This window comes from Leptotrichia sp. HMT-225 (assembly GCF_030644325.1).
Lineage (GTDB): Bacteria > Fusobacteriota > Fusobacteriia > Fusobacteriales > Leptotrichiaceae > Leptotrichia > Leptotrichia massiliensis.
The window spans coordinates 1179110-1198258 of sequence record NZ_CP130323.1; the positions used below are offsets into that span (position 1 = coordinate 1179110).

Sequence of the window (19149 nt, forward strand, 5' to 3'; positions counted from 1 at the left end):
TAACTTTTTATAAATATGTAAAAATTAAATTAACTAAAGTGAGATGATAGTTATGGATAAAAATTTAAAGATAGTTTATTTAGACAGAATTACGGCAGGGCCTATTGATTTGAAAGAAAAATTTTCTAAATACGGTGAATACATTGAGTATGAAGATACTGATTCTAGCGAAATTGATGAAAGAATAAAGGATGTGGATGTTGTAATAACGACGCGGATAAAATTAGGGAAAAAGCAATTTGAGAAGGCTGAAAAACTTAAATTGATACTTGTTACAGCGACAGGATTTAACCATATTGATGTGAAAAGCGCAAATGAGTTTGGGATAAAAGTGGCAAATGTTTCGGGGTATTCGACTAATTCCGTTGCACAACTTGCGATTACTTTTTTATTGAACGGATTGACACCTGTTAATAGATATTATGAGGAAGTTAAGGATGGAAAATGGATAAATATTGCTGTTCCTAAATATCAGAAATATCCGATAGATGATGCGGCTGGGAAGATTTTAGGAATTGTGGGATTTGGAAATATTGGGAAAAGAGTTGGAAAAATTGCTGAAATGCTTGGAATAAAAGTTATGGTTGCTAAAAATACTGGGAAAGAATATGGCAAAAGTGATACTGCGATTGGAGAAGATGGAATTTTACGGTATGAATTGGACGAAGTGCTGGAAAAATGTGATGTTTTAACGCTTCATGTCCCGCTGACTGATTCGACACGGAATCTTATAAATCTTGAAAAAATGAAAAAGATGAAGAAAAGTGCGGTAATTTTAAATCTTGCAAGAGGGCCTGTAATAAATCAGGAAGATTTGTATTTTGCACTAAAAAATAAAATAATAAAATCAGCGGCTGTTGATGTTACAAGTGTTGAGCCAATTGAAAAAAATTCTAAATTATTTGAGCTGGATAATATTTTAATTACACCGCATATTGCTTGGAAATCTGAAAAAAGCATGATAAAACTGATGGACGATGTTGAGGAAAATTTGAAATTGTTTCTTGAAGGAAGACTGGAAGGTTTAAAATAGGGAAAATTTTCAAAAATATTACAGAAAATTCTGTACCAAACTAATATTTTTCAGAAATATTTTTACAAAAAGATTTTACTAGAAAGGTGAAAGAGGTGAAAGATAAATGTTAATAAATAATTTTAGTGGCATAAAACTTGAGTTTGATGGACTTTATTATGGTGGAAATTATGAAATTGAAATTTTTCCAGATGGAAGATTTTATTATTCATACATTGAAAATACATCAGTTGAGCTAAGAAAAGGCTCTTTCCAGATTAATCAAAAGGAAATTATGATTTTTGAAGAAATGATGGACTATTTTGAACTTTTGAAAAATCAGCGAGATTATATGATAAATGAATTCAATTTTGGGAATGGAGTGCTTGTTATTCAGAAAAATAACGGACGTGAGGAAAAAATTAGGCTTGGCAAGGAAATGATGTTTGAATATGCCAAAACATTAATTGACAAATATACAAAAAAATCAAAACGGCTCTTTTTACTGGATACTTATTTGGAAGGGGCTAAATATATCAGAAATTTTGCAATTAAAATTAAAGATGAAGTTCAATTGGATTTATTCCGTGAATTTAACGGCATTTCGCTAAATGCAGTCGCCATGTATAATTCCAAAAAGGAAAAAGTTGGATATTTGCCGAAAAACCAAAGTGAAATTATTGCAAGAATGATTGATGCTGGGAAAAAGTTTATCGCAGTACCGATTCCTTATGATGAGGAGATAGCTCTTAAAATTTATCTTGTAGATTAATTAATAGAAAATTAAAAAATAATATTGACAAATAAATGTTTTTGATGTAAAATAATACTAGATAATTAAAATTAAATTAATTTAAAAAATAGTACTATTATTTAATTGTCAAAAATAAAACAGGGGGAATAATTATGGGATTCAGATTGAGTGTAAAAGGGCAAGAAAATGAAATTTTACTTGATAAGGAAAGCATTTTGGATGTAAAATACATTTCTGAAACGCCCGATGACTCGAATGCGAGAGCAACAGACTTGGGAGTAATCTTGGAAATTCGTGGAAAAATACTGGCAGCAGCAAATGGAGATACGGAAGACGATACAAGAAAAGTAGCACAATGGTCGTTAGTACCATCAGAAGCAAGCGATGCTTACAGGCAAGCCAGCCTTGAAATAATTTCAGCAGGACAAATGGTAAGAAAAATTGATATGACAAACGTATTTGTAGTTGATTATATTGAAGAATATGGAAATCAGGCTGGAACTGGAACTTTTTCACTAAAAATAAAACAGAAGAAGGAAAAGGTGAAGGAAGTGGCAATCGAAGGTGGATATGCAACACAGGAAGCCTAATTTAGCAAATTAGAATTTTGAAAATTCTAAAATCAAAAATATAAAACATTTTTGAACTTTGGAAAATTTTTTAAGTAAATTATATAAAAATAATCTCTTTTTTCTTAAATTTTATTTAGGATTAGAGGTTATTTTTTTATTAATGTTATTCCCTGTTTAAATAGCTGATGTTTAATAAATTTTGAATTACATACTATATTAGTAAAGAATTAAAATGTTTTGTCCTTAATGATAGTTTCTATTTTATAATGGAATTTAATATTAGATTATTTTCCATTTAAATGGGAATAATACAAGAGGGATTGAATGAATATTAAATTTGAGAAAAAATGTAAAAAATGGTAAAATATATAAATATAAATATTGTTAAAATTAAAAAAAGAAATGAGGAATAATTAAGTTGAAAAGAGCGGTTATATTGGATACGAGTGCGATTATGTATAGAAGTCATTTTGCACTAATGGGAATGAGAAATAGTAACGGAATGTCTACTGGAGCGACATTTGGGTTTATTAATACGCTGGAAAGTGTAATTAGGGAATTTAGACCTGATTATCTGGTGGCTTGTTTAGATGTTAAAAGGAGTGAACTAGATAGAACTGGGGAGTTGGAAACGTATAAGGCACATAGGGAAAGTATGCCTGAAGAATTGGTTATGCAGATTGACACTATTATGAAGGTGTTAGATGGGTATAGAATTCCGAAATATAAGAAGGCTGGGCAGGAAGCGGATGATGTTATTGCCACTTTTGCCACTAAATTTTCTAATGATGAAGATGAGCAGATTGAGGTTTTTGTAATAACTGGGGATAAGGATTTGGCACAACTTGTAGATGGGAAAATTAACATTGCCTTACTTGGAAAAGGGGATAAAAATTCTGCATTTAAACATATAAAGACTGATGAAGATGTAGTTGAATATTTGGGAGTTACACCCGATAAGATTCCTGACTTGTTTGGGCTTATGGGGGACAAGTCAGACGGGATTCCAGGAGTTGCTGGGATTGGGCCTAAAAATGGGGTAAAACTTATTACGACTTATGGAAATCTAGAAGGAATTTATGAGAATATTGATGAAATAAAGGGAAAACAGAAGGAAAAATTACTGACTGATAAGGAAAATGCCTTTATAAGTCGGGAACTTGCAACTGTGAAAAGAGAACTTGATGTTGAATACGATAAAAATAAATTGAAATTTGAGGAAAAGGATTTTGACAGTCTTTTGGAACTTTATGAGGAGCTTGATTTTAAAAGATTTTCTAAAGCTGTGGAAGAAGAAAAGGAAAGATTTTTGCAAAATGGAAACCAAAAGGAACTTACTGAAGAAGAAAAGCAAATTTTAGAAAAAAATAAAAAAATTAATGAAGAAAAATTGGAAAAAGAGAGACTTGAAAGAGAAAAAGTTGAAAAGCAGGAATTGGAGTATGATAAGGAAAATCCGATTTTTGATGGAATTTCACATTTTTATGAGCATGTAGAGTATGAGCATAATTCAGAAATAGATAAAAAAATTGATGAAATTCAAGTTTTAAAAGAAAAATTGGCAATGGAATACGAGGCTCAGAAGAAAAAGCAGGAAGAGACCGCACTAGAAAATCAGAAAACTGAAAAAACCAAGAAAATTAAAGATGAAAAAGTGTATTTTGAGAAAAATTATGGAAAAGTTGTGAGCTGGAATGATGCTTATTCTGTGATTGAGAAAATGGATAAAAAAGTAGCAATTTTTGAGAATATGCTTGGACTTTCTATTTGTGATGAAAAAACGAATATTGTGCTTTTGGATAGTGAACTTAAGGATATTTTGCAAAATGGAAATCAAAAAAATGCAGAGTCTGGAGTACAGATTAATTTGTTTAGTTCAAGTAATAACTCTGATGAGCAAAAAGATAATAAAAAAAATATTGAGAATATTTATAAATTATTGAGCGAGAAAGAAATTATCGCCTATAATGTGAAAGAGTATATGAAAAGTGGGGAAAGTGAGTATTTTGGATATTCTGTTGGCGGAAAAACTTATGGGATAAATAATGACAGGTTTGGAATAAAATGTACTGAATATTTTGATATTCTGCTTGCACGATATGTACTTGGGACGGAAAGTTTACAGAAAATTGAGGAAATAATTCTGGATGAGTTTGGTGTTGAGATTGCAACTTTTGAGGAGCAATTTAAAAAGGAACGAAGAAAGAAGGATTTTAGTGATGTTTCTGATGATGTGATTTGTGAGTTTTTATCAAAGAGGACATTTTTTATTTATAAATTAGAAACAATTTTTAGAAATAGGTTACAAAATGAGCAGTTCTTAAATATATTTGACAAGCTGGAAAGTCGATTAATACCAGTATTGGCACAAATGGAAGAAACTGGAATAAAAATTGATAAAAAATATTTCAGTGAATTTCAGAATGAGCTGGAAGAAAAGATAAATATGCTTCAAAGTGATATTTATAAACTTGCTGATGGGGAATTTAATATTGATTCGCCACAACAGCTGGGAGAAATTTTATTTGAAAAATTACAGATTCCATCAGGTAAAAAGACAAAAACTGGATATTCAACAAATGTGGAAGTTCTGGAAATGATTGCAAATAATGGAGAATTGACAGAAGACAAACGTATGATTGGGAAAAAGCTTCTGGAATACAGGGCTTATAAGAAATTATTATCAACATACATTGAGCCAATTCCAAAACTGGCGGATAAAGAGGAAAGGATTCATACTACTTTTAACCAAAATGGGACATCTACTGGACGGCTTTCGTCAGCAAATCCAAATTTACAGAATATTCCTGTGAGAACAGATGATGGAATAAGGATTCGTACTGGTTTTGTCGCAAAAGAAGGACATAGTTTGATTTCATTTGACTATTCACAAATTGAATTGAGAGTTCTGGCTGAATTGTCAAAAGATAGGCATTTAGTGCAGGCATATCAGGATAATCAGGATTTGCATAACTTGACGGCAAGAAAGATATTTTTCAAAACTGAAGAAGATGAGATTTCACGGCATGAGAGAAGTATTGCAAAAGTAATTAATTTTAGTATCCTGTATGGAAAAACACCGTTTGGACTGTCGAAGGAACTAGGGATTACAGTTCAAGAGGCTTCTCAATATATAACGACATATTTTGAGGAATATCCTAGAGTCAGAAAATTTTTGGATATTGTGACAGAAACGGCTAAACTTCACGGTTTTGTAGAAACTTTTTACGGTACGAGAAGATATATTAGCGGAATTAATGCTACAAATAAGAATGTACAGGCACAGGCTGTGAGAATGGCGGTAAATACTGTCGTTCAGGGAACAGCGGCAAATATTATAAAAAAAGTTATGATTGAACTTCATGAGGAGTTTAAAAATGATGAAAATATCAAAATGCTTCTTCAAGTTCACGATGAACTGATTTTTGAAGTTCGTGATGAATTTGCTAAGGAATACATGGAAAAAATTGAAAAAATTATGGAAAATACTGTTAAATTTAAGAAAGTTCCGTTAAAAGCTAATGGAAGTGTGGCTAAAAATTGGGGATTATTAAAGTAATAATATATTTTATATATGATAGAAATATATATTATATATTTGACTAATTGTTTTGAAATTGTTAGAATAATACTATATAAGGAAGGAATCAGAACAAAAAATGGCACAAATAAGAAAACTGGAAAACTATTTAAAGGGATTAAAAGACGGTACTGGAATCGGAATTGCCTATATACCCTTTGGAGTTGCAATCGGACTGATTTCAGCCAAAAGTTTTTCTCAAATTTTGCCAATGATTGGGCTTACATCGTTTGGAATGTATGCAGGAGGGGCTCATTCGTTACTGTTAAAGATACTTTATGTGATGAAGTCGCCTCCAGTTGAAGTGATTTTATCTATTGCTCTTATCAATTTAAGATATTTATTATTAAATATTGTTATTTTTAGACAGCTTGGTGAAGAAACTCCTATTTTTCAGAAGTTTCTGGTAGGCGTGGGGCTTACTGATGAAACTGTAACATATCTGACATTGAAAAAGGCCAAAAATGCATGGTATATGATGGGAGTAAATACAATTCCATATTTTTGCTACTGTTTTGGTACAATTTTTGGAGCAATATTTGGTGAAAAATTGGCAGAATCACTTATGACTAGTATGAATTTTGTGCTTTATTCAATATTTTTCAGTATGTTAATAATGGCTTTAAGCCAAAATTTTAAATATATAAAAATTGTTTTGCTGGCACTTATTATAAAAATGGCATTTACATTTTTGCCGATTTTAAATAAGATAAGTTCAGGATGGGTTATGATTTTGACGATGTTTTTGGCAAGTTTTATATATGCACAGCTTTATTATAATGAAAATCCTGAAAAGCAGGAAAACGATTAAATTAATAAAGGGAAAGGAAGTGATAAGATTGAATTATAACCAAAATTTAGGGATTTTAACAATGATTTTGATGACACTCATAATCATGACGGTAATACTGAGGACATTGCCAATATTTGTAAAAATTCCAGAAAACAACCTAAAAGTTAATAAGTTCTTTGAAGCACTTCCTTATACAGTACTAACAGTATTAGTATTTCCAGATATTTTTACTTCTACTGGAAGTACAAATTTTGACATAATAAGAGTTCTGATCGGAATGGCAATCGTGGCATATTTAACTTTTAGGAAGACGAATCTGGGAATAATAATAATTGTTTCTATTGCAGTGATATATTTTTTAGGAATGTTAAAAGGAAGTTTTTAAATAAAAACAGAAAAATTTTAAAGAAATATAAATTAAAATTGATATTTAAAAAGGATTTTTATGAGTTTAGATAATTATAAAAAATTTTTAGGACAAAAAATACATGTAAAGATGGATAGAAAAATGGGAGAAAGACATCCTAAATATAATTTTATATATCCAGTAAATTATGGATATATTCCAAATACTATTAGTGAAGATGGAGAAGAAATAGATGTGTATATTTTGGGAGTTTTTGAACCTGTTGATGAATTTTGTGGAATATGTAGAGCTATTGTATATAGGTATGATGATGAGGAGAATAAACTTATAGTAATTCCAGATGGGAAAAATTATACAGTTTCCCAAATGGAAGTACTGGTTGAATTTCAGGAACGTTTTTTCAAACATAAAATTTTAACTGAATAATAATTAAAATTATTTTTTATTTAACAACAGTCAATTTATTATTTTCAATTTTTATATCCTTTATCATTTGAAATTTTTCAACTCCTGATAAATTCAGAATTTCTTTTTTTTCAAGCTGACTAAAAGCATAATTTAAGCCTGTTCTGATAATAGGTTTTTTATCAAGATCAATTTCTTTATTTTCTTTTGTAAGTCTTACAATTTGGAAGTCCTCGAGATAAAGATTTGATTTCATTGGATCATAACGAATGTCAGTTGCAAAGGTCATTGTTCCGCTAATCTGATCATTTAATGCATCATTTAGGTATTCTGCTTCAATAATTAACTTATCATTCTCAAAATGTACTTTTGGATTAAATAGTTTAATTTTTCCAAGAGGGTAAGATTTTTCTATTGGAAATTTCGAAGCAACAGCACTTTTTACCATAGAATCTGGAATTTTTAACTGATTTTGAGTGTAAATGTAGTAACCTAAGCCTGCAATTAATACAATAACTGAAAAAAATAAAAATTTAAATAATTTCATAGTTATAACTCCTTTTTAAATTATGTTCTGTTTTGGAATTTTTGTTGTGTTTATAAACATTATTTCCAAAATCAAGTAACTATATCACTTAATTATTTAAAAATATTTTGAAAAAATATTTAATAGTCTTTGAAGAGGGCTAAATAGAAGAAAATGAATGAGTTAGATAATAAAATAAAATTTTTTTATTGAAAAACCTATAAATATTAGGTATAATAATATTATAATAACTAAAATATAAGGAGGATATGAACAAAATTAAAGTTCATTAAATATAATGGAAGAATTGGAAAAAACACGAAAAATAGTAAAAACCTCATTTTTTATAGCAGTTGTAACTGTTGCTGTGCTTCTTGTGTTTCCGTATGATATGAAACCAAAAGAATGGGAAATTTATGCAAGTAGCTACTTTGTAACTACGTTAGGACTGACAGTCGGAGGGGCTGCTATTGGTATTCTTTTGGGAATGTTGTTAGCATTTTTTAAATTTCAAAAGACAAAAAGTGAAACTGTTAATATGATAAAAGATGTTGTTATTGATGAATATGTTGATATAATGCGTGGTACACCAATGGTTCTACAGCTTTTGACACTATCTTTTGTAGTTGTGATATTTAATAATTACTGGATTGCATTAATTGCTTTAGGACTTAATAGTGCGGCTTATGTGGAGGAGACAATTCGTTCTGGAATTGAAAGTATAGATAAGGGACAAATGGAAGCTGCAAGAGCGACTGGTATGCCTTATAGAATGGCAATGAATGAAATTATAATGCCGCAAGCTATAAAAAATATTTTACCAGCACTCTTAAATGAATTTATAAACTTGTTTAAGGAAACAGCTGTTGTAGGATATATTAGTGTTGTAGACATTACAATGAACAGTAAAAGTTTACAAGCTGTATATTATAGTGTAAAACCAATCTTATTTACTGGTTTGGTTTATTATATCAGCGTAAAATTATTCTCATTTATTGGGAAACGATTGGAGATGAGATTAAAGGAAAATGATTAAGATAAAAAATTTGAAGAAGAAATATGGAGAACTGGAAGTGCTAAAAGGAATTAGCACTGAAATCAAAGAGGGGGAAGTAATTTCAATTATAGGGCCTTCTGGAAGTGGAAAATCAACATTTTTACGTTGTATAAATAGACTTGAAGAACCTACATCTGGAGAAATTAAAATAAATAACACAAATATTTTGGAACATGGAGTGGATATAAACAAAATTCGTGAAGAAGTTGGAATGGTGTTTCAGCACTTTAATTTATACCCTCACAAAACAGTATTGGAAAATATTACTTTAGGACCAATTAGACTGAAAAAAATGTCAAAATCTGAGGCAGAAAAATTGGCTGTAGAATTATTGGAAAAAGTAGGACTTGCTGATAAAAAAGATGTTTATCCAAACAAGTTGTCTGGTGGTCAGAAACAAAGGGTTGCGATTGCAAGGGCATTAGCAATGAATCCAAAAGTAATTTTATTTGATGAACCAACATCTGCACTTGATCCTGAAATGATAGGGGAAGTTCTGGAGGTAATGAGAGAACTTGCAAATGCTGGAATGACGATGATTGTGGTAACACATGAAATGGGATTTGCTAGAAATGTTGCAAATAGAGTATTTTTTATGGATGAGGGATATATTCTGGAAGATGCAAAACCACAGGATTTATTTGATAATCCAAAAACAGAAAGAGCAAGGGAATTTTTAGACAAAGTGCTAAATCATTAAAAAAATGATTTTAACTAGATAGTGGAAAAATGATAAGTATTTAGGATAAATTAGTAATTTTAGATAAACATAAATAAAAATGAAATATAAAAATGGAAAGCGAGGAAGGTTATGAAAAAAGTATTTTTAGTATTGACATTGGTAATTTTTGGACTTGTGTCGTGTGGAAAAAAAGATAGTGGGCAGAAAAAATTAAGAGTGGGATTAAATGCAGTTTTTGCTCCGTTTGAATATATTGAAAATGGTCAAGTTGCTGGATTTGATGTAGATATGATAAATGAAATTGGGAAAAATCTTGGATATGAAGTTGAAATTATAGACCAGTCCTTTGATGGTCTGATACCAGCATTAAAAGCAGGGAAAATTGATATTATTGTATCTGGTATGAGTTCTACTGAAGAAAGAAAAAAATCAGTTGATTTTACAGATGATTATTTTATTTCAAAAGAAACTTATATAAGAAAAAAAGGAAATACAGCGGTTACACCATCTACATTAAGTGGTAAGAAAATAGGAGTTCAGCTTGGAACAATTCAGGAAATAGCAGCAAAAGCTATTAACGGAGCGACTGTTGTGCCAAATGAAAGCACTGTAAATACAATTTTGGATTTAAAAGCTGGAAAAATAGATGTGATTATTCTTGAAAAAGCAGTAGCTGAAGAATATATGAAAAAAAATCCTGAAATGGAAATTTTTGATGAAAAACCAGCTAAAATTGGAATGGCAATGGCTGTAAACAAAGGTAAAAACCCTGAATTAATAAAACAAATAAATGCTGAATTGAAAAAAATGAGAGAAAATGGAAAATACGATGAATTAATTAAAAAATATGATTTAGAAAAAAGCCAAAAATAAAATAGCTGACTGAAAAGGGAGGAAGAATAAATCATGAAAAAGCCAACATTAGTTGCAGTTTCTTCAATAGTAGCAATGGCTGTACCAACGGTATCTGAAAAAATAACAACTTCTGATATGAGAAAAGATATAATTCGTGCGAATGTGGCGGATATACAACAGGATGTAAAAAATGATGTCCCTACACTAGATACGCCAAATCCTCAAAAGACAGTATCAGCAGAAGAAAATCCAGATTTAATAACAGTTACATTAACACAAGATGGTACTGGAACACAAATAGTTGATAAAAAAACACCAACACCAATAGCAGCACCAGAACAAACTCAGCAGAAATCAGTAACTGTTTCTCAACAAGAGCCAACAGTAACACCAGTACAATCTGAACAGATATCTTCCAATATTCAGAAAAATCCAATAAATAATCCAGAAAGAGTACAAATTTCAAAGTCAGAAATAATAACATTGAGAACGAATGATTTGAGCTTTCATAAAAATAGTGTTGATATAAACAAGGAAGCATATCCTGTTTTACGTGACATAAAGGATTATATTGAAAAAAATGATTTTCTTGTATCAATAGTTGGATATACAGATACTAGGGGTGCATCTTCATATAATAAAAGATTGTCTCTTAGAAGAGCTGAGAAAGTAAGTTCAAAATTGATAGAATTAGGACTTTCTAAAGATAGAGTTTTGGATATAATAGGGCGTGGAGAAAGTAATCCAATTAAAACAAATGATACAGAAGAAGGAAGAGAAGGAAATCGAAGAGTAGAATTTAGATTTGTGAAAAAAGGTCAAGTATAACAAGTCGAATTATTTATTTGTTATGGGGAATTATTTCTAGTTTTGGGATAATTCCTTTTAAGTTTATATAAATAATTATTATAATTAAATAAATTTTTTATAAAAAATATTAGTAATACAATTTTGAAACGGAAAGGAAAACAATGATAAAATTAATTGCAATTGATATGGATGGAACTTTATTAAATGAGAAAAAACATATTGATAAAGCACAAAAAGAAGCTATTCACGAAGCAATAGAGGCTGGGATAAAGATCGTTCTTTGTACAGGCAGACCTTTATATGGAATTTTGCCATTTTATGAGGAACTTGAGTTACATGAGCTGGATTTGGAAGGGTATGTTATATTAAATAATGGATGCTCAATTCATAGAACTCACGATTGGGAGTTGATAGATTCGGCTAAGATGACTGCTGATGACATCGATTATTTGTATAAATGCAGTGAAAAAAAGGAAGGTATAAATTTTACATTAGTTGATGAAAAACATTATTTTAATATCGGGAAAAAGCCAACTGATGAGCTTATTATGGATGCAAACTTTGTGTTTTCTGATATTACAGATATAACTTTGGAAGAAGCTAAGAGCGGAAAATACAACATTGTTAAAGCGATGTATTTGGGAAACCCTAAAAAAATGGCAGAGTTTCACAGTAATTATGAAAATATTTTAAAAGAAAATTACAGCGAAGTCTTGAGTCAGCCTTATGTTTATGAAGTATTGCCAAAAGGAAATAATAAAGGAACTGGTTTAAAGGCTTTGGTGGAAAAATTGGGGATAAAACAGGAAGAAGTAATGGCAATTGGAGATGGAAACAACGATGTTGAAATGCTTGAATATGCAAATTATGGTGTTGCAATGGGTAATGCTTCTGAATTAGCAAGAAATGCAGCTAAATACACAACTGATACTAATGAAAATGATGGAGTGGCAAAGGCAATTAGAAAATATGCTTTAAATAAATTATAATTATATAGATAAGGAGGAAAGATGAGAACACTGTTACTGCTAAGGGGAACAGTTGGAAGCGGAAAAAGTACCTTTATTAAGAAAAATAATTTGGAGCCATACACTCTTGAGGCTGATAAATTTAGGCTTTTAATTTCCAATCCTAAATTAACAAAATTTGGGGATTTTGAGATTTCGCAGAAAAATGACAGGCTGGCTTGGGAAATGCTTTTTAACTGTCTGGAAGAAAGAATGAAAAAGGGAGAATTTACAGTTGTTGATGCGACACATACTACAAAAAAAGCGATGAATTCCTACAAGGCTCTTGCAGACAAGTATAAATATACAATTTATTATTATCAGCTTGATACCCCACTTGAAGAGTGTATTGAAAATAATAAAAAAAGGGAAAGTTACAAGCAGGTTGATGAAAATGTTATAAGCAGAATGTTTAGGAATATTCAAAATGAAAAACTTTCAGGAAGTTTTAAAAGAATTTTTGACATAAATGAAATTATAAATTTTTATGTTGCCGATGTAACGGAAAAATATGATAAAGTTCGGATAATTGGGGATATTCATTCGTGTTTTACAGCGATTTCTGAAATTGTGAAGGATTTTGACAAAAATACCTTGTATGTATTTTTAGGAGATTTTTTGGACAGAGGAATTGAGCATAAACAGACACTTTTGTTAATGCTGAATTTATATAAAAAGGAAAATGTTATAATGATTGAAGGAAATCACGAAATTCATCTGGAAAATTTTGCCAATGATTTTAAAATTAACTCAAAGGAATTTTTAAATGTAACTTTGCCATCAATTTTGGAAAATGAAAAAAATATTGATAGTTTTAAAAGGGAAATTAGAAAATTTTATAAAAAGTTAAGACAATGTTATGCCTTTAAATTTCACAATCATAAAATTCTTTGTACACATGCAGGACTGTCTTTTGTACCTAATTTAGCACTTGTATCGACTAACGAAATGATAAACGGCGTTGGAAGCTTTGAAACAGAAATTGGAGAACTTTATGAAGAAAATTATTTGAAAGGTAAATGTCAGGATTTTGTGCAGGTTCATGGGCATAGAGGTGTAAATTCGACTGAACATTCAATTTGTCTGGAAGGAGAAGTTGAGTATGGTGGAGAACTGAAATATTTGGATGTAATGCCAGATAAAATTTTGCAAAAATCAGTTATAAACACTGTTTACGATAGAGATTATTTGCAGCACGAACTGGAAAAGGCAAAAGAAAACAAGCAGATAAATTTGACAGCGGATGAAGATGTGAATAAATTGATTGTAAGTAAACTGATCAGCGTTAAAAAGATAAAACCGAACTTATATTCATTAAATTTTGGAAGAAACGTGTTTCGGAAAAAATTGTGGAATGACTCGACAATTAAGGCACGTGGACTTTTTGTGGATGCGGAAACTGGGAAAGTGAAAATAAGAAGCTATAACAAATTCTTTAATTATGGAGAAAATAAATATTCTACAAGAGAATATCTTGAAAACAACATAGTTTATCCAGTTACAGCCTACGAAAAATACAACGGTTTTTTAGGAATACTTTCAGTTATTGATGAAAAATTTGTATTTGCAACAAAAAGTGTAACAAATGGAACACACGTTAAATATTTTGAAACTCTTTTTGAAAAAGCAAGTGAAAAGATGAAAAATGAGATTTTTAGAATTTGCAGTGAAAATGATGTTTCTATAGTGTTTGAAGTGGTTTCAAATGAAGATAGGCACATAGTTGATTATTTTGGAAGAGAACATCTTTTTATTTTAGATGTTATTGATAATAGCTTGTTTATAAATGGTGTGCATGTGGATAATAATTTTAGTGAAAGATTTTTAAAAGAGCTGAATTTTGATGATGATGTTGTTAAAATGAAAAAGGAAATCAAAAAATGCAATAACTTTGACGAAATAATTGACTTGATGGAAAATTATGATAATTTTGAAAATGCTGAAGGTATTGTATTTTGTGCTCAAAATGGACTTATGTTTAAATACAAGGCAAAGCACTATAGTCTTTGGAAAAAACGGCGTGGAATTCTGGAATTTTATAGAAAAGATTTCAATAGAGCAAAACTTGCTGGAAGATATAAGGACGAACAGGAGTTTATTGAATGGCTTATTGAACTTGATAATGATAAAGTTGAAAATGCTCATATTATTGACTTAATGAATGAATATGAGAGTAAGAAAAAATAATTAATAATAAAATATGGGCTTGATCTAGGAGAATGTCTTAGTGTAGCCCATAATTTTTATTATATTTTATTTCTTAGGAGTTTGTTGTTTAAAAATTATTGAAATTTAAACTATCTTTTTGCAATTGCACTAAAGGTGAATTTTTCAGGATGATGAATTATGGTTTCGTATTGAAATAGTGTGCCATTTGAAAGATAGGCATGAGTTTCAATAACCACAACCATATTTATATCCTCTAACTTAAAATATTTCTGTTCTTCAGAAGTAATTTTTCTAAAACTAATATCTCTACGTGAATAAGCTATTTTTAGGTTAAGTTCTTTTTCCAGATATTCATATATTGATTTTTTTGCTATTTCTTCATTTAGAAAGGGTACAATTTTTCTGTCAAAAAAACTTGTAGAATAATTTAAAACTTCCCCATTTAAAGAATTGGTACGGACAACTTTATAAAAATCAGCACTTTCAGGTACTTGAAATTCTTCCATTAGTTTTTTGATCCCTTGAACAATGTATAAACTGATTAAATCAGTTTCAAGATGAATATTTTGAAGCTTGTTAATTTCTTGTACAGTCTGAATGGAAGTTAAAGAAATATTTTCCAGATTTTTTTTCTCAAGTATAATAGATTTTTTACCTTTTATTTTTTGAATATAGCCTTCTGCTTCTAGCATGGAGAGAGCTTTTCTTACAGTCAGCTTGGAAAAATTATAATCTAGTGCCAAGTCATCTTCTTTTTTTAGAAAATCTCCAGGCTTTAGTTTACCATTTTTAATTTTATTTTTTATATCGTGATATACTTTTTCATATTTATTCATTCATTTATATAAACCTTTCTTATAAATTTTAAGTTCGATTTTAAGTATTATTACTATGATTATACAATAAATAATAATAAATAGCAATAAAAAAAGGTTTATATAATTCTTTTAAAATATTTAAAAAGATTTATATAAAAGTTGTTGACTTTTTTAAAAAAGTGTGTTATTATAATAATGTAAATAGGAAATAAAAATTAATAAAATATAGAAATGGAGATGATCATTTATGAAGAAATTTTCAATTGCAGTAGCTGGTGGAGGGAGTACATTTACTCCGGGGATTGTGTTGATGTTACTTGAAAATTTAGATAAATTTCCGATTAGACAGATAAAATTTTACGATAATGATGCAGAAAGACAGGAAGTTATAGCAAAGGCTTGTGACATTATTATAAAGGAAAAAGCACCTGATATTAACTTTGTTTACACAACAGACCCTGAAACTGCGTTTACTGATATTGACTTTGTTATGGCACATATAAGGGTTGGAAAATATGCAATGCGTGAAAAAGATGAAAAAATACCTTTAAGACACGGAGTATTAGGACAAGAAACTTGCGGACCTGGAGGAATTTCTTATGGAATGCGTTCAATTGGTGGAGTTATCGAGTTAGTTGATTATATGGAAAAATATTCACCAAATGCATGGATGTTAAACTATTCAAATCCTGCGGCAATCGTAGCAGAAGCAACTAGAAGATTACGTCCAAACTCTAAAATATTAAATATTTGTGATATGCCAATCGGAATTGAAATAAGAATGGCTGAAATGCTTGGGCTTAAATCAAGAAAAGATATGGTAATTAGATACTTTGGATTAAATCACTTTGGATGGTGGACAGACATTAGAGATAAAGAAGGAAATGACTTAATGCCTGCATTAAGAGAAAAAGTGGCAAAAATTGGATATAATGTAGAAATTGAAGGAGAAAATACAGAAGCAAGCTGGAATGATACATTCACAAAAGCAAGAGATGTATTTGCAATTGATCCTACAACAATGCCAAATACTTACTTAAAATACTATTTCTTCCCTGATTATGTAGTAGAACATTCAAATCCTAACCATACAAGAGCAAATGAAGTAATGGAAGGAAGAGAAAAATTTGTATTTGGAGAATGTAGAGCAATTGCTGAAAAAGGAACAGCAAAAGATAGCAAACTTCACGTTGATGATCATGCTTCATATATAGTTGACTTGGCAAGAGCGATTGCTTATGATACAAAAGAAAGAATGTTATTAATAGTAGAAAATGATGGAGCAATCTCAAACTTTGATCCAACTGCAATGGTTGAAGTACCTTGTATAGTAGGTTCAAATGGACCAGAAAAAATTGTTCAAGGTAAAATCCCTCAATTCCAAAAAGGATTAATGGAACAACAAGTATCAGTTGAAAAATTAGTAGTAGAAGCATGGATAGAAGGTTCATACCAAAAATTATGGCAAGCAATCACATTGTCAAGAACTGTACCAAGTGCATCTGTTGCAAAAGCAATATTGGATGATTTAATTGAAGCTAATAAGGATTTCTGGCCAGTATTGAAATAATTAACAAATATATTTAATTTATAGGATTATCTCAAAAGTTTAAAAATTTATTTATGAATTATTCTTAACTTGTGAGATAATCTTTTTATTGATAATATAAAATAATTCTAAAAAAGGAGAGAATATGGATACAAAAAAACTAGATAGAAAATGGTGGAAAAAAGAAGTTGGATATCAAATATATCCAAGAAGTTTTTATGACAGCAACAATGATGGAATTGGAGATTTGAATGGAATTACTGAAAAATTGGACTATCTAAAAGAACTGGGGATAACTCTTATTTGGATTTGTCCTGTGTATAAGTCACCAATGGATGACAATGGATACGATATTTCTGATTATTATGATATAAATCCTGAATTTGGAACAAAGGAAGATTTAGAAAGATTAATTGTAGAGGCGGAAAAAAGAGGAATAAAGATAATTTTAGATTTAGTAATTAATCATACTTCAGATGAGCATGAGTGGTTTATAGAAGCGTTGAAAAATCCTGAAAGCAAGTATAGAAATTATTATATTTTTAAAAGAGGAAAAAATGGACTGCCGCCAACAAACTGGAGAAGCCATTTTGGAGGTTCTGCTTGGGAAAAGGTTGAAGGAGAAACTGATGAAAATGGGAACGAAATGTATTATTTACATTTATTTTCAAAGAAACAGCCTGATTTAAATTGGGAAAATCCTGAAGTTAGGGAAGAACTTTATAAAATGGTAAATTACTGGCTGGAAAAGGGAATAGCTGGATTTAGGGTAGATGCCATAAATTCAATAAAAAAAGATAAGGATTATTTGGATTTACCTGTTGACGGTGCAGATGGACTTGCACATAATATAAAGTATACTTTAAATCAGCCAGGAATTGAAGAATTTTTGGGAGAATTGGCACAAGAAACTTTTAAAAAATATAACTGCATGACTGTAGCTGAAACACCTTTACTGGAATATGAAAGATATAATGATTTTATTGGTGAAGATGGATTTTTTTCAATGATTTTTGATTTTAGTTATTCTGATTTGGATATGGCAAAGGAAGGTTTTTACTATTCAGTACAGGATGTGAAAGTGAAAGAATTAAGAAACAAAATTTTTGAGAGTCAGCTAACACAGCAGAAATATGGATGGGGAGCACCATTTTTGGAAAATCATGACTTACCTAGAAGTTTGAATAAATTTTTTGGAGAAAAGGCAAATGAAACAAATGCTAAACTGCTTGGAAATGTATTCTTCTTCCTGCGTGGAACGCCTTTCATTTATCAGGGGCAGGAAATAGGAATGGATAACTTTGTAAGAAACGATATCTCAGAATTTGACGATATTGCCAGCAAAGACCAGTATCAGCGTGCACTGGGAGAAGGTTTTTCTCCTAAAGAAGCACTATATTTTGTAAATAAACGTAGCCGTGACAATTCTAGAACTCCTATGCAATGGGATGAAGGTAAAAATGCTGGTTTTTCAGAAGATGAGAATGTAAAAGCATGGATAAAACTAACAGGAAGCCATACTGTAACAAATGTAAAAAATCAATTAAATGATGAAGATTCAATTTTTGCCCATTATAAAAAAATGATTGATTTACGACAAAATGGAAAATATTCAGATTGCCTGATTTTTGGAGAATTTGTTCCAGTAGACTTAGAAAATGATAAAATAATTGCGTATATAAGAAAATATGAAAATCAGAAAGTTCTTTGTATTAATAATTTTTCTGAGAAAAAACAGGAAGTGGAATTAAATGAAATCGCTAAAAGTATTAGTGAAGAAGAAATCAAATTGGGCGATGTTCTGATTAATAATTATGAAAATGCTGAAAATAATGGAAAGGTATTAGTTTTAGAAGGATACCAAAGTTTGTTAGTAGAAATTTAACAATAAAATTTAATGTAAGATTTTTTAAAAAATAGAATTAAAAATAATTAATATTGTTTGATTACTTGCAGGGAAATGAAAATAAAAACTGTCTTTTATTCTTAAAATAGAAATATTGGACAGTTTTTATTATTTTCGATTTATAATTAATTTAATTAATTAAAATTTTGTTTAATATTATAATTTTTAGTTTTATAGAATTACATGGTATTTTGGTCATATAGGATAGTAACCCTTTTTTTAAATCAAACTCAAAAGCTATGACTGTTTTACTCAAATCTTAAATTTGTGTAATTTTTAGTAGTTTC

General features: G+C 29.8%; 17 protein-coding genes. 15 read left to right on the top strand and 2 right to left on the bottom strand.

Annotation, left to right across the window (positions count from 1 at the left end; genetic code table 11):
- Nucleotides 1–52 precede the first annotated feature (52 nt).
- The 7 genes from QU666_RS05850 (at nucleotide 53) to QU666_RS05880 (ending at nucleotide 7504) form a co-directional block, all read left to right on the top strand.
- Entirely contained in the window at nucleotides 53–1033 is a 981-nt protein-coding gene (locus QU666_RS05850) for an NAD(P)-dependent oxidoreductase (protein WP_036070628.1), read from the top strand.
- Between the two features lie 106 nt (nucleotides 1034–1139).
- Nucleotides 1140–1784 carry an HIRAN domain-containing protein gene (locus QU666_RS05855; RefSeq protein WP_021769024.1) on the top strand — a complete coding sequence of 215 codons (645 nt, stop codon included), beginning with the start codon at nucleotides 1140–1142 and terminating at the stop codon, nucleotides 1782–1784.
- A gap of 134 nt (nucleotides 1785–1918) precedes the next feature.
- Nucleotides 1919–2356: a hypothetical protein gene (locus QU666_RS05860; RefSeq protein ID WP_021743260.1), complete on the top strand. Its 438-nt coding sequence runs from the start codon at nucleotides 1919–1921 to the stop codon at nucleotides 2354–2356.
- A 400-nt stretch (nucleotides 2357–2756) separates the two neighbouring features.
- On the top strand, nucleotides 2757–5897 hold the full coding sequence (gene polA, locus QU666_RS05865; protein ID WP_036069915.1) for a DNA polymerase I: 3141 nt from the start codon (nucleotides 2757–2759) through the stop codon (nucleotides 5895–5897).
- Nucleotides 5898–5997: 100 nt separating this feature from the next.
- The gene (locus QU666_RS05870) at nucleotides 5998–6729 is read left to right on the top strand and encodes an AzlC family ABC transporter permease (RefSeq protein ID WP_021768334.1); all 732 of its coding nucleotides are present in this window, start codon (nucleotides 5998–6000) and stop codon (nucleotides 6727–6729) included.
- Between the two features lie 85 nt (nucleotides 6730–6814).
- Complete coding sequence (locus QU666_RS05875) at nucleotides 6815–7096, top strand: AzlD domain-containing protein (protein WP_304984892.1); 282 nt, start codon at nucleotides 6815–6817, stop codon at nucleotides 7094–7096.
- Between the two features lie 60 nt (nucleotides 7097–7156).
- Entirely contained in the window at nucleotides 7157–7504 is a 348-nt protein-coding gene (locus QU666_RS05880; protein ID WP_006803784.1) for an inorganic diphosphatase, read from the top strand.
- A gap of 16 nt (nucleotides 7505–7520) precedes the next feature.
- On the opposite strand, the gene QU666_RS05885 is transcribed toward QU666_RS05880, so the two are convergent.
- Nucleotides 7521–8030 (bottom strand): DUF1439 domain-containing protein, encoded by a 510-nt coding sequence (locus QU666_RS05885; protein ID WP_021743886.1) that lies wholly within the window; start codon nucleotides 8028–8030, stop codon nucleotides 7521–7523.
- 277 nt (nucleotides 8031–8307) lie between these two features.
- Here QU666_RS05885 and QU666_RS05890 point away from each other — a divergent pair, with 277 nt between their 5' ends.
- The 6 genes from QU666_RS05890 to QU666_RS05915 all read left to right on the top strand — a co-directional run bounded on the left by QU666_RS05890 (nucleotide 8308) and on the right by QU666_RS05915 (nucleotide 14607).
- Nucleotides 8308–9045, top strand: coding sequence for an amino acid ABC transporter permease (locus QU666_RS05890; RefSeq protein WP_021768336.1), 738 nt, complete (start codon nucleotides 8308–8310; stop codon nucleotides 9043–9045).
- Nucleotides 9038–9766, top strand: coding sequence for an amino acid ABC transporter ATP-binding protein (locus QU666_RS05895; RefSeq protein WP_021768337.1), 729 nt, complete (start codon nucleotides 9038–9040; stop codon nucleotides 9764–9766). The genes QU666_RS05890 and QU666_RS05895 overlap by 8 nt, the downstream gene beginning before the upstream one ends.
- A 111-nt stretch (nucleotides 9767–9877) precedes the next feature.
- Nucleotides 9878–10621: a basic amino acid ABC transporter substrate-binding protein gene (locus QU666_RS05900; RefSeq protein WP_021768338.1), complete on the top strand. Its 744-nt coding sequence runs from the start codon at nucleotides 9878–9880 to the stop codon at nucleotides 10619–10621.
- A gap of 33 nt (nucleotides 10622–10654) precedes the next feature.
- Nucleotides 10655–11431: an OmpA family protein gene (locus QU666_RS05905; protein WP_021768339.1), complete on the top strand. Its 777-nt coding sequence runs from the start codon at nucleotides 10655–10657 to the stop codon at nucleotides 11429–11431.
- A gap of 143 nt (nucleotides 11432–11574) precedes the next feature.
- Nucleotides 11575–12402 (top strand): Cof-type HAD-IIB family hydrolase, encoded by an 828-nt coding sequence (locus QU666_RS05910; protein WP_021768142.1) that lies wholly within the window; start codon nucleotides 11575–11577, stop codon nucleotides 12400–12402.
- Nucleotides 12403–12423: 21 nt separating this feature from the next.
- Nucleotides 12424–14607, top strand: a complete 2184-nt coding sequence (locus QU666_RS05915) for an RNA ligase (RefSeq protein WP_021768141.1) — start codon at nucleotides 12424–12426, stop codon at nucleotides 14605–14607.
- A 110-nt stretch (nucleotides 14608–14717) separates the two neighbouring features.
- Here QU666_RS05915 and QU666_RS05920 read toward each other — a convergent pair whose 3' ends face one another.
- The gene (locus QU666_RS05920; RefSeq protein ID WP_021768140.1) at nucleotides 14718–15425 is read right to left on the bottom strand and encodes a GntR family transcriptional regulator; all 708 of its coding nucleotides are present in this window, start codon (nucleotides 15423–15425) and stop codon (nucleotides 14718–14720) included.
- Between the two features lie 229 nt (nucleotides 15426–15654).
- On the opposite strand from QU666_RS05920, the gene QU666_RS05925 reads away from it, so the two are divergent.
- Nucleotides 15655–16977: a 6-phospho-alpha-glucosidase gene (locus tag QU666_RS05925; RefSeq protein WP_021768139.1), complete on the top strand. Its 1323-nt coding sequence runs from the start codon at nucleotides 15655–15657 to the stop codon at nucleotides 16975–16977.
- Nucleotides 16978–17101: 124 nt separating this feature from the next.
- Entirely contained in the window at nucleotides 17102–18841 is a 1740-nt protein-coding gene (locus QU666_RS05930; protein ID WP_021768138.1) for an alpha-glucosidase, read from the top strand.
- Nucleotides 18842–19149 lie beyond the last annotated feature (308 nt).